The sequence below is a fragment of the Allotabrizicola aquatica (SeqCode) genome, assembly GCF_965194375.1.
In the GTDB taxonomy this organism is placed as follows: domain Bacteria; phylum Pseudomonadota; class Alphaproteobacteria; order Rhodobacterales; family Rhodobacteraceae; genus Tabrizicola_A; species Tabrizicola_A aquatica.
Genome location: NZ_CBDAEL010000005.1, coordinates 174,896 through 187,586 on the forward strand (window position 1 = coordinate 174,896; position 12,691 = coordinate 187,586).

The window sequence follows — 12,691 nt, forward strand, 5'->3', positions numbered from 1 at the left end:
GCATATCGTGGCAAGACTGTGACGACCGTTGGGATTGTGGTGCCCGGGCTGCCCCTGCCTATGAGGGGGGCCTAAGCCATGGCGACGCTGATCTCTGGCCTTGGCGGCACGGCAGGGTACGGTGAAAACACCTTTTCCACGGCGAGTGGCCGAACAGGCAATCTTGATGACGGCTCGATCAACGTCAGCCTAAGCTCGGTTTTTGGGGCTTCGGGGATCAATCTTTACGGCACCACCTATACGTCAGTCTTTGTGAACACCAACGGGCTCTTGACCTTTGGTTCGGCGGAACCGGCCTATACGTCGGCCGCGCTGACCACGCTTGGCCAGCCCTCAATCGCGCCGTTCTGGACCGACATCGACATCTCGAAAGGGGGCGAGATCTATTGGGATCTGGACGCCTCCACCGGCCGGTTCATCGTCACTTGGCTGAACGTCGCGCCCTTTAGTGGGACAGGGACCAACAGCTTTCAGGTTGTGCTGACCAATCTGGGCAGTGGCGATGTCAACATCGAGTATATCTATAGCTCCATCGGCTATGCGAATGGCGGCTACGGCAATGCCACGGTGGGCATTTCGAACGGCACCAGCAGCCAGACGCTGGTGGAAGGTTCGGGTGACGCGACATTTCTCGCAACCTATGCCGGCAATGACTTTGACACCCAAGATCCGGCGGGCATTTGGTCCATGGGCTTTGAGGGCGGTCAGCCGTTCTTGGGCGATGGCGTGGTTGAGGGCACGGCTGGCAATGATCTGATAGATCTGAACTACACCGCTGACCCTGAGGGCGACCGCATTGACCGGTTAGATGGTACGGGCTTTTCCGGCACCACGGGCGATGCCGATTATGTCTTGGCGGGGGCGGGCAATGACACGGTGATCTCGGGTCTGGCCAATGACATCGTCTATGGCGGGTCCGGCAATGACCAGATCAGCACGGGCCAAGGCAATGACTGGGCCGATGGCGGCACCGAGGCCGACAGCATCGATGGTGGGTCGGGCAATGACAGCCTGTTTGGCGGGGTGGGCAATGATACGCTGTTTGGCGGTGCCGACAGCGTGGCCGTTACCTACACGGAAAGCTACACCGAGATCACCGCGCCGACACAGGCCGTTATCGGCAGTTCGGGGCGGCCGAATTTCTCGGTCTTCTCGACATCAAACGAGACGCTGACCACGGGGACCAACGGCACAGTGTCCGGGTTTCTCCTAGGCGATGTGAACTCGGTAGAAACCCATACCCATACGGCCAGCAGCCAGATTTCGGGTGGGCGGATCCTGTTCAATGGCGTTTCGGGCGTCGAGACCTTGACGATTTCGATCGACGGCGTGGCGCAAAACCTGACGACCGCCATTGCCAATGGCACGGTGACGTTCAACGGCGCGGGGATCTACCAGATCAATGGTGCGGGCCAGATCGTGCGGATTGGCAGCGGGACCACCATCGCGACAGTTGGGACTTTGAACATCAACGTGCCCTATACCACCATCTCGCTGGCAGGAACGGGCACCACCACAAGCGCGGGCATGTGGTATGCATACTATGTCAACACCCAGCCCAACAACGTGGCCGCCGCAACGGGGGGCAATGACGTTTTGTCCGGGGGCGATGGCAACGATGTGCTGTTCGGCGGCAATGGGCAGGATGACCTCGCTGGCGATGCCGGCAATGACAGTCTTTCTGGTGGGGACGGCGCGGACACGCTCAATGGCGGGCTCGGGGCCGACACGCTGGACGGTGGGGCTGACGCCGATCTTCTTTATGGTGGTGACGACAATGACAGCCTGATTGGCGGAGATGGGGCTGACGCGCTCTTCGGGGGCGCCGGGGCAGACCAGATTGATGGTGGCAACGGCAATGATGTCCTTTATGGGGACGCAGGCAACGACAGCGTGTTTGGCGGAACCGGGGCGGATACGCTCTATGGTGGGCTTGGCAATGACGTTCTGTCGGGCGGAACCGATGACGACCAGATCTTCGGCGATGATGGGGTCGACGTCCTTGTCGGGGACTTGGGCAACGATCTTCTGAATGGCGGTGCCGGCGCCGATCAGCTGTTCGGCGGCGATGGCAATGATACGCTGCAGGGTGGCGCCGATCATGATGTCCTGCAAGGCGATCAGGGCAATGACAGCCTCTTGGGCGAGGATGGCAATGACAGTCTGCAAGGCAACACCGGCAATGACACGCTGACGGGCGGCCTTGGCAGCGACACCCTCGACGGCGGCGCAGACGCCGACCTGCTGTCTGGTGGTGATGGCAATGACAGCCTGATCGGTGGGGATGGGCTTGATACCCTGTTCGGCGGGGCAGGTATTGACTGGCTGGATGGCGGCCTTGGCAACGACGTCCTGAATGGCGAGGCGGGCGCTGACACGCTGATCGGCGGCCTGGGCAATGACCAGATCTTTGGCGGCACCGAGAACGATGTGGTGCAATTCGCCAATGGCTGGGGCAGCGACACTGCGCAGGGCGGCGAGAACGCTGGGGATTTTGACCAGCTTGATTTTGGCCTTGTCACCACGAACCTGACGGTGACGTTCACGGGGTCTGAGGCCGGAACGGCGACCGATGGCACCAACACCGTTGCCTTCTCGGAGCTTGAACGCGTCACGCTGGGCAGCGGTGCAGACCTTCTTAACGGCGCGGCGGCGGCGTCGATGATCCAAGCTGAAGGCGGGTCGGGCAATGACACGCTGATCGGCGGGTCGGGGAATGACTCCCTCTACGGCGGTCTGGGGGTGGACAGCCTGTCAGGCGGGCTCGGCGATGACCGGATGTTCGGTGAGGATGGCGATGACCGGCTGCAGGGCGACGCTGGCAATGACACGCTGACGGGTGGCCTTGGCGCGGACACGCTGGTCGGCGGCCTGGGCAATGACCAGATCTTTGGCGGCACCGAGAATGATGTGGTGCAATTCGCCAACGGCTGGGGCAGCGACACCGCGCAGGGCGGCGAGAACGCTGGGGATTTTGACCAGCTTGATCTGGGCCTCGTCACCGCGAACCTGACAGTGACCTTCACCGGGTCTGAGGCTGGAACAGCGACCGATGGCACCAACACCGTTGCCTTCACGGAATTCGAGCGCGTCACGCTGGGCAGCGGTGCGGACCTTCTGAACGGCGCGGCGTCGTCGTCGATGATCTATGCTGAAGGCGGGTCGGGCAATGACACGCTGATCGGTGGGTCGGGGAATGACTCCCTCTACGGCGGTCTGGGGGTGGACAGCCTGTCAGGCGGGCTCGGCGATGACCGGATGTTCGGCGAGGATGGCGATGACCGGCTGCAGGGCGACGCTGGCAATGACACGCTGACGGGTGGCCTTGGCGCGGACACGCTGGTCGGCGGCCTGGGCAATGACCAGATCTTTGGCGGCACCGAGAATGATGTGGTGCAATTCGCCAATGGCTGGGGCAGCGACACCGCGCAGGGCGGCGAGAACGCTGGGGATTTTGACCAGCTTGATCTGGGCCTTGTCACCACGAACCTGACGGTGACGTTCACGGGGTCTGAGGCCGGAACGGCGACCGATGGCACCAACACCGTTGCCTTCTCGGAATTCGAGCGCGTCACGCTGGGCAGCGGTGCAGACCTTCTGAACGGCGCGGCGGCGGCGTCGATGATCCAAGCTGAAGGCGGGTCGGGCAATGACACGCTGATCGGCGGGTCGGGGAATGACTCCCTCTACGGCGGTCTGGGGGTGGACAGCCTGTCAGGCGGGCTCGGCGATGACCGGATGTTCGGTGAGGATGGCGATGACCGCCTGCAGGGCGACGCTGGCAATGACACGCTGACGGGTGGCCTTGGCGCGGACACGCTGGTCGGCGGCCTGGGCAATGACCAGATCTTTGGCGGCACCGAGAATGATGTGGTGCAATTCGCCAACGGCTGGGGCAGCGACACCGCGCAGGGCGGCGAGAACGCTGGGGATTTTGACCAGCTTGATCTTAGCCTTGTCACCACGAACCTGACGGTGAACTTCACCGGGTCTGAGGCTGGAACAGCGACCGATGGCACGAGCAGCGTTGCCTTCTCGGAATTCGAGCGCGTCACCCTTGGCAGCGGCGCGGACCTTCTGAACGGCGCGGCGTCGTCGTCGATGATCTATGCTGAAGGCGGGTCGGGCAATGACACGCTGATCGGTGGGTCGGGGAATGACTCCCTCTACGGCGGTCTGGGGGTGGACAGCCTGTCAGGCGGGCTCGGCGATGACCGGATGTTCGGCGAGGATGGCGATGACCGCCTGCAGGGCGACGCTGGCAATGACACGCTGACGGGCGGCCTTGGCGCGGACACGCTGATCGGCGGCCTGGGCAATGACCAGATCTTTGGCGGCACCGAGAATGATGTGGCGCAATTCGCCAATGGTTGGGGCAGCGACACCGCGCAGGGCGGCGAGAACGTTGGGGATTTTGACCAGCTTGATCTTGGCCTTGTCACCACGAACCTGACGGTGACGTTCACGGGGTCTGAGGCCGGAACCGCGACCGATGGCACGAGCACCGTTGCCTTCTCGGAGTTTGAACGCGTCACGCTGGGCAGCGGCGCGGACCTTCTGAACGGCGCGGCGGCGGCGTCGATGTTCCAAGCCGAAGGCGGGTCGGGCAATGACACGCTGATCGGCGGGTCTGGCAACGATTCCCTCTACGGCGGTCTTGGGGTGGACAGCCTGTCAGGCGGGCTCGGCGATGACCGGATGTTCGGCGAGGATGGCGATGACCGCCTGCAGGGCGACGCTGGCAATGACACCCTGACGGGCGGCCTTGGCGCGGACACGCTGGTCGGCGGCCTGGGCAATGACCAGATCTTTGGCGGCACCGAGAATGATGTGGTGCAATTCGCCAATGGCTGGGGCAGCGACACCGCGCAGGGTGGGGAGAACGTCGGGGATATCGACCAGCTTGATCTTGGCCTTGTCACCACGAACCTGACGGTGAACTTCACCGGGTCTGAGGCTGGAACAGCGACCGATGGCACGAGCAGCGTTGCCTTCTCGGAATTCGAGCGCGTCACCCTTGGCAGCGGCGCGGACCTTCTGAACGGCACGGCGGCGTCGTCAATGATCCATGCCGAAGGCGGGTCGGGCAATGACACGCTGATCGGCGGGTCGGGCAACGATTCCCTCTACGGTGGTCTGGGGGTGGACAGCCTGTCAGGCGGGCTTGGTGATGACCGGATGTTCGGCGATGCGGGCAATGACACGCTTCAAGGCGGCGGGGGCAACGACAGCCTGTTCGGTGGTGATGGCAATGATCTGCTGATTGGGGGTACTGGGGCCGACAGCATCAGCGGTGGTTTTGGCAATGATACCATCGTTATCGGCACGGGCACGGATGGGTTCGGCGACACGGCGGCGGGTGACGAGAATACCGGAGATTTCGACGTTCTCGACCTGACCGCTTGGGGCTGGGCGCTGACCAATGTGATCTATGACCCGCTGAACGCCGAAAACGGCACAGTGCAGTTTCTGGACGTCAACGGCGCTGTCATTGGCACGATGACCTTTACCGGGATCGAACAGGTCGTTCCCTGCTTTACCCCCGGCACGCTGATTTCAACCGAGCGGGGCGAGGTGGCGGTGGAGGATCTGGGCGCGGGGGACCGGGTGGTGACGCGCGACAACGGGTTGCAGACCCTGCGCTGGGTCGGCTCCAAGCGGTTGTCCTTGGCTGATTTGATCGTCAATCCGGCGCTGCGCCCGGTGGAGATTGGGGTTGGGGCCTTGGGCCATGGTTTGCCCACGCGCGCCATGACGGTGTCACCGCAGCACCGCATGGTGATCGAAGGCGCGCGCGCCGAGATGCTGTTTGGCGAGCCCGAGGTGCTGGTGGCGGCCACCCATTTGACGTCCCTGCCGGGGGTGGAGGTTAAGCTGAGCGCGGCGGTGCGCTATGTCCATGTGATGTTTGACCGCCACGAGATCATTTGCGCCAATGGGGCTTGGACCGAAAGCTTTCAGCCGGCGCAGCGGATGCTGGACGGCATGGATCGCGCGCAGGCCGATGAGGTTCTGGCGCTGTTTCCCGAACTCGCGGGCCAAGAGTTTGATTTTCCCGCAGCCCGGCTGTCGCTCAAGGCGCATGAGGCGCGGGTGTTGTTGCGCGGTTGAGGACGGTCATCGCGGCCGCGCGGCGCGCCACTGGGCCCAAGCTTCGGGCGTATCAAGGTCGGTCGTGGCATGGGTGCCGGGCAAGCGTACCAGATGCAGCCGATCCGCATGGCGCGTCAGGACGTCCCGCGCGCCGGTGTCGCCGGTCAGTGCCAAAAGCTCGGCCCGCAGGTCGGGCGGAAAGCCGACCGGATGGCCGGGCGTGCCATCCGCGGCCGCGCCGCGCGGGATGGCGAGCGGATCCTTAGCCCAAACCGCAAGGCAGTCTTGCAGGTCCTCGGTTGTGAGGTCGGGAAGATCGGCCAAGACCATCAGAACCGGCGCCGAGGCGGGCAGGGCACCGAGCCCCGCAATGAGGCTTGCCGCCAGGCCTTTGGCCGCGTCAGGCACGATGACCGGAGTGACAGCCCGACCCTGAAGCGCCGCCAGCCGCGCGGGCCGATCGGTGGGCAAGGTCACCGTAACCGGGCAGCCGGTGGCCAATGCAACACGCGCGCTGCGGGTGAGGAGGGGTTCGCCGTCAATCTCTTCCAGCAATTTATCGGCGCCGCGCATGCGCGAGGACGAACCGGCGGCCAGAATGAGAATTTCGGGGATGCGGATTTCAGGCGTCATATCCCGTTGATGCCATGAAAAAAGGGGGGCTGTCTGTCCCCATTATCTTTATCCCACGACATCATAAACTCCTTGCTGTGTTGACGTTTATTGTTGCATTACGTCTCATTGGATGCCAGATATTCCCATGATGTTTGGCTACTGATGGTATACGCGTGGCGCTAAGATACAAAGATTTGGAGGCTCTATCTGCTCGTCAGGAAGAGGCTTGGCTTCCTGAAGGCAGCCCCAACCTTTACGCATTCTGCCGTTCGTCGGGTCGTGTGACATGGGTTGCGCGAATTGTGGTGGCTGGCAAGAGGGCAAATATCACGCTCGGGACGTGGCCGGAGGTAAAATCGGAAGCTGCCCGAGCGGCTGCTGCTGCCGTAAAAGGGCTGGTCAAGGCGGGTCACGGGATACAGGCGATCCGCAACGCATTGGCGGTTACGTTGGAGCCGCTGGCCCTAGCACAGCTTGTAACGGGCGAGCGAGTATCCTCCCAAAACGCGACGCCAACCTTTTCGGAGGTGGCAAAGAAATGGTTTGATGACCACGCCAGCGGGGGGATCTCAAATGACGATTACCGTCGTCAGGTCTTTCAGCAGGTCCGAGACTATGCCCTCCCAGCGCTTGGTGAGCGTCCTGTGAACGCGATCAAGCGGGCGGAGATCGTTGACGCTATCTCAGCAATTTGGCTAAGCCGGGAAACTGTGGGCAAGCGACTGCGTGGCAATATCGAGCGAATCCTGGATTACGCGGTGGATCGGGGATGGTCTGAGTTTAACGTGTGTCCGCCCGTGCGGTCGATGCCGTCCAAAACGCGGATGGTGAACCATCATGTTGCTTTGGAACCAGAACGAGCGCCCGAACTATGGCGTTGGCTCAAGACAGCTGAGTTGGGCAAGGCGGCCCATGCTGGGCTTGCGTTGGCGATCCTCACCGGAAAACGCAGCGGCGAGATCCGCTTGATGGAGTGGCCTCACTTAGACCTAGAGCGGGCGATCTGGGTCACACCGGCCACCGGCATGAAAACGCGCAAGGCGCATCGACAGCCGCTTAGCATGGCGGCCCTCGCGGTTCTTGATGGCCTTCGACCGCGCGCAGGTCGAATGTACGTGCTTGGTCATAAGCCGCCCCATGAAAACTTCATGATCGCTGCCATCAAGCAATTTGACCCGACCCTGACGGTGCATGGTCTGCGGGCTTGCCTTGGCTCATGGATGGCCGAGACGGGTATCAGAAAGCCTGTTGCTGACTTCGTCCTCGCTCATCAACAGGCATCCTTGGACGCCGCTTATCAGCGATCAGATCTTCTGGAAGAACGGCGAGAAGTTCTGGAGGGGTGGGCGCAATATGTCACCGCTGGCTGATCGGTTGAAGCAGCGACAAGCTGAATATGGAATAAGATTTGCGGCATCAAGCCGGGCGGAGCTGCTCATACACCTTCACAATTCTTTGGCTGAGGCGCACGAAAAGCAGGGAAATCCTGCAGCACGTGTCGAGTATGTTAAGCAACTTCTGTCGGATGATGCCCATGCCGCGCTAGTGCTAGGGCTTGACCCAAGGGCGCTTCACGTCGCCATTGCGAAGTGCATCCTTGAAGGCATCAATTTGCCCCACGAATGCATGTTTGAATTGGCTCGAGGGGTGGTCGAGCCGCAGACCTTGAAGCGCAAAAAAGGCAAAACCCACGAATTGCTGCACCATGAAATTTGGCGACTTTGCAGGGTGCTGAAAGAATATCGGCAGATTCCGCTGACTTCCGGCGAGAGCAAGCCGACGCAACCTGAAAAGGGCGATACCGCCTGCGGCCTGCTGGCAGAAGCCGCCAAGGGCATCCGCACAGGGTCTGGCTTGAGCGAGGACCATATCCGGCAAGTTTATTACGAACGCAATAAGCTGTATGGGGAAATTGAGAGCAGCAATTTCCTCCCATGATCTGTGCGCTTTGCGTGCCTACTCAAATCGACATGCCACACCAACCCAAGAGGTTCACATGTCGAAAGATCGTATCATCCGCCTTCCTGAGGCACTTCACAGAACAGGTTTCAGCCGCTCCGCATGGTACCGCCTTCGACTGAAGTGCGAGACACCCAAGCCAGTGAAAATCGGGCCGCGCTCCGTCGGCTATCTCGAAGCCGAGATCGATGCGTTCATCCAGCGCCTCGCCGCCCTTTCCCAAAAGTAAATCCCGCCCGCATGGCGCGCGGACGGGCTTCTTTGGGGTATCGAGCGGGCGCTTGATGCTGGAATGATAGCACGTTTTTCGCGCCTTGGGCAAATCCCTGAGGCAAAACGCATGACACATGCAAAACTGAGCATCATTACCGCGATTGAACCGAACCGGCTTTCCAAGGGTTTTTCCTTGGGAACTGGCGGTGATCTTCTGAAATCTCCCGGCGGTAATTTGGTTCGCGGCAAGATCGAAGCGCAGACAATCAACACATTGCATGACCTAGCTGTAACCTTGCAGTCTCTGACACCTGCACAGGCGTTGGTTTACGGCGTTCCGATCAACGCTGCATCCAAGGTTATGACCCGAAAAGCATTTGCAAACAGTGGTAATCCCGAAGGTGCAACAACCCGGACTAACGACGCATTCCGTTGGCCGGATGGCGCGGGCGTTATGATGCTGGACTATGATCCAAGCGCTGGGGGTGCGGCGTTGGACCGTGAAGGGTTGGTACAGGCGATCCGCACCGCAGCGCCGGGGCTGGCAGACGCCGCAATGCTGTGGTGGCCTAGCGCATCAAGCTGCATTTGGTCCGGTGACAGGGAATTGCGGGGCATAAAGGGCCAGAGGCTTTATCTTCTTGTGAAAGATGCCGTGGACATTCCGCGTGCGGGTGCGGCGCTGACCGCGCACCTCTGGCTTGCTGGGCAAGGCCACATCGAAATTAGCAAGTCGGGAGCTATGCTCGAGCGGACGCTGGTTGATGCCTCTGTTTGGCAGCCGTCCCGCCTTGATTTTGCGGGCGGGGCGGCCTGCGGACCGGGTCTGGAACAACGCCGCGGCCATCCTGTCATCATTGCGGGTAGTGCGATGCTGATTGATAGCCGCGCAGCTTGCCCGGATCTGACAGCCAGCGAACGCGAGAAACTGGCCTGCATAAAGGCTGAGGCTAAAGGGGCCGCACAGCCCGAGGCTGAAGGTGTCCGGGATGCTTGGATTGATGCCCGAGTGCAAGAGATGGTCCCGCCAGAGGATCGAGGTAATCCCGAAAAAAGTAAACAAGCAGAAAGCATCGCGCGCAGGACGTTGGAAACGGGCGTTCTCGCTGGTGATTTTGTCTTGCATATAAAGTCTGGGGATCATGTCCTGCCCGTGTCGGTGGGGGCCGTACTAGATAACCGCGAGCGTTGGCATGGATGCCTGACCCTAGATCCACTTGAACCCGATTATGACGGAGCGCGTTTGGTCGGACGGCTGTTTTTGATGCAAGGCCGCCCGGCGATTCACAGCTTCGCGCACGGCGGCAAGACCTATCGTTTGCATCGCGCACCTGCCCGGATTGAACTGGCTAAGGGCCACACCGCAGAAGGTGCGACCGCTACTATTGAACTATTGCGGCGCGATCCGGTTGCCTTTGACTTTGGCGAACAGCTTGCCCTTGCTGAAAATGGGCGTGTCTATCCTCTTTGCGAAAACGCTCTCGCTCACCACTTGGGCACGGTGACCCAATTCTGGAAATGGATACAGAAGGGCGAGGTGCTAGTGCCTGATGATTGTGACCCGCCACCCGCATTGCTGAAACAGATCATCGCGCAGGGCGGACGCCGAAATCTGAAGGCGCTTAACGGCGTCATAACCGGACCGACGGTGCGCCCGGATGGCAGCGTGCTAAATACGCCAGGCTATGACCTTGCGACGCGCCTGCTGTTCGACCCTTTGGGTGAGACCGTGCCAGACGTTCCGGCATATCCGACCTTAGAACAGGCTAGGGACGCGATCGATACCTTGTTACACCCTTTCCACTCCTTTCCATTTGTGGATGCGACCGCCGAGGGCGCGATGCTTGCCGCGGTGCTGACAGCCGCAATCCGACCTGTTTTGCCGACCTCACCAGCGATCGCCTTTGATGCTCCAATCCAAGGAAGCGGCAAGACCCTGCTGGCGAACTGCGTGGGCGCGATCGTAGAGGGGCGAGCGCCAGACGTTTGGCCGCACACGCAGGGGCGTGACGATGAAGAAACCCGAAAGCGGCTGTTCACCGCCCTGCGAACCGGCGGCAAGGCGTTGGTTTGGGATAATGTCACAGGTGTTTTTGACAGCGCCAGTATGGCCGCGTTTATCACCGCAGAAGCGATGGTCGATCGCGTCCTTGGGAAATCCGAGGCGATCCGCATCCCCAACAGGGCGATGCTAATCCTGACTGGTAACAACCTGTCATTGGCAGGCGACTTGCCGCGTCGCGTCATCATCTGCCGTATTGATCCCGAGACTGAGCAACCTTTTGCCCGCCAATTCAATCTGGATCCCCTGCAGTGGGTGCTGGAAAACCGAATTGCAATGCTGGCTGCGGCCTGCACACTGATCCGAGCCAAATTTACGCACATGACACAACCGGCACCTGGCAGGCTTGCCTCATTTGAGGCCTGGGATGACCTGGTGCGCCAAACCGTGGTGTTTGCGAACACGATGCTGCGGCCATCTGAATTCGGCGACCCAATGGATCTCGTGCGTGAGGCGCAGGCAGCCGATCCCGAAGCTGATGCGCTCTTTGCCCTCCTCGACGCGCTGCGAGATAGGTTTAGGAGCGCGGAGTTCAACGCCAAGGAAATCTTGGTCGCGATGCAATGTGACACGGGGCGCGGAGCAATTGAAACCGCCCTTGTGGATATCGCGGGCGATAAGGCCGCACGATCGGCAAAAAGCCTTGGGCGTGTTCTGAAGCATCGCGAGGGCCGGATCGTTCATGGCTTACGTCTCACTGGCCGGGCAGACACCGCAAGCGGAAGCCGCTTTTACCGGGTTCAGGCTCTCGAAGGTCCAGAAAACGGGTTTAACAGGTTTAACGGCTTTGCCCCCAGTCACACGGAAGAAGATCCTGTCCCCTTCTGATATGGCAACAGGGGAAACTAACCCGCCAAACCCGCCAAACCCATTTTGGAGCAACACATGACCCATTTTCACTACTTGGTCGAAAACCTGGCGCCTGAGGAAAAGGCGGCAGCGACAAATGCCGTCGCTGCCCGAATCCGGCAAATAGAAACCCTGCCCGACACCACCCCCGGCTGTGCTGACCTTTCCATCGGAGGGGTCTTGGCGGCATGCTGCAACCGACCCCGCCGCCCGCCCGATACATCCCCCCGTGGCCGGCATGGGGGCATCGCGGGTCCTCCAGGCAGGGCTAGGGCGCGGGTGGTTCTTGCCCCTAGAGTCAGGCAGAGACAGATTTTCCTAAGGGGATTGTAATGCTAACATTAGTAACAATCTAGCGACCTGACGCGGGACCAAGTAGGCAACTTGATATATAGAAGTGACACTCCCAAACCTGTTGTTTGGCGCAGAGAACTGAGCTACTCCCCAACTCTTGGACAGCTTTCCGGGTTGTTTAAGCTACTGCCTGCACCTGCTGATCGGTTTCAATGCGGTTAAAGTAGACCACGGCGGGCGGTTGGCCGCCATGGGCAGTGTGAGGGCGTTGGTGGTTGTAGAAGGTGATCCAGCGCCCGATGCCGACCCGTGCCTGCGATCCGGTTTCCCAGGCGTGCAGATAGACGCATTCATACTTCAGGGACCGCCACAGGCGCTCGATGAAGATGTTGTCGATGCAGCGCCCTTTGCCGTCCATAGAGATCCGGGTGCCAACCCGTTTCAGCCTGTCAGTCCAGACGAAGGACGTGAACTGGCTGCCCTGATCCGTGTTCATGATCTCGGGCGGGCCGAACTTATGGATCGCCTCGTTCAAAGCCTCCACGCAGAAGTCGGCTTCCAGCGTGTTGGATATCCGCCAGGCCAGCACCTTGCGGGTATACCAGT

At 60.8% G+C, this 12,691-nt stretch carries 7 protein-coding genes; 5 read left to right on the top strand and 2 right to left on the bottom strand.

Translation table 11 applies throughout. The annotated features are described in order from the left end of the window. The first annotated feature begins 78 nt into the window (after positions 1-78). A complete protein-coding gene (locus tag AC72UB_RS09235; protein WP_505189503.1) occupies positions 79-6,111 on the top strand; it encodes a Hint domain-containing protein in 6,033 nt (2,010 codons plus the stop codon). Between the two features lie 6 nt (positions 6,112-6,117). Here the strand turns inward: AC72UB_RS09235 and AC72UB_RS09240 are convergent, their stop codons facing one another. After that, complete coding sequence (locus AC72UB_RS09240) at positions 6,118-6,726, bottom strand: nucleotidyltransferase family protein (RefSeq protein WP_505189504.1); 609 nt, start codon at positions 6,724-6,726, stop codon at positions 6,118-6,120. 134 nt (positions 6,727-6,860) lie between these two features. Here AC72UB_RS09240 and AC72UB_RS09245 point away from each other — a divergent pair, with 134 nt between their 5' ends. The 4 genes from AC72UB_RS09245 (at position 6,861) to AC72UB_RS09260 (ending at position 11,770) form a co-directional block, all read left to right on the top strand. Then, positions 6,861-8,078, top strand: coding sequence for a tyrosine-type recombinase/integrase (locus AC72UB_RS09245; RefSeq protein ID WP_505189505.1), 1,218 nt, complete (start codon positions 6,861-6,863; stop codon positions 8,076-8,078). Beyond that, positions 8,062-8,646: a hypothetical protein gene (locus AC72UB_RS09250; RefSeq protein WP_505189506.1), complete on the top strand. Its 585-nt coding sequence runs from the start codon at positions 8,062-8,064 to the stop codon at positions 8,644-8,646. The genes AC72UB_RS09245 and AC72UB_RS09250 overlap by 17 nt, the downstream gene beginning before the upstream one ends. A gap of 58 nt (positions 8,647-8,704) precedes the next feature. After that, positions 8,705-8,896, top strand: a complete 192-nt coding sequence (locus AC72UB_RS09255) for a helix-turn-helix transcriptional regulator (RefSeq protein WP_505189507.1) — start codon at positions 8,705-8,707, stop codon at positions 8,894-8,896. A 63-nt stretch (positions 8,897-8,959) separates the two neighbouring features. Continuing rightward, the gene (locus AC72UB_RS09260) at positions 8,960-11,770 is read left to right on the top strand and encodes a hypothetical protein (protein WP_505189508.1); all 2,811 of its coding nucleotides are present in this window, start codon (positions 8,960-8,962) and stop codon (positions 11,768-11,770) included. Positions 11,771-12,263: 493 nt separating this feature from the next. Here AC72UB_RS09260 and AC72UB_RS09265 read toward each other — a convergent pair. Then, positions 12,264-12,691: transposase (locus AC72UB_RS09265; RefSeq protein WP_505189509.1), on the bottom strand; the 428-nt coding region annotated here is incomplete at its 5' end.

Bases quoted from the DNA above. Each gene is read 5' to 3' on its own strand.
- AC72UB_RS09260 (WP_505189508.1), top strand. From the start codon at position 8,960: ATGATAGCACGTTTTTCGCGCCTTGGGCAAATCCCTGAGGCAAAACGC.
- AC72UB_RS09255 (WP_505189507.1), top strand. From the start codon at position 8,705: ATGTCGAAAGATCGTATCATCCGCCTTCCTGAGGCACTTCACAGAACA.
- AC72UB_RS09235 (WP_505189503.1), top strand. From the start codon at position 79: ATGGCGACGCTGATCTCTGGCCTTGGCGGCACGGCAGGGTACGGTGAA.
- AC72UB_RS09240 (WP_505189504.1), bottom strand. From the start codon at position 6,726: ATGACGCCTGAAATCCGCATCCCCGAAATTCTCATTCTGGCCGCCGGT.
- AC72UB_RS09250 (WP_505189506.1), top strand. From the start codon at position 8,062: ATGTCACCGCTGGCTGATCGGTTGAAGCAGCGACAAGCTGAATATGGA.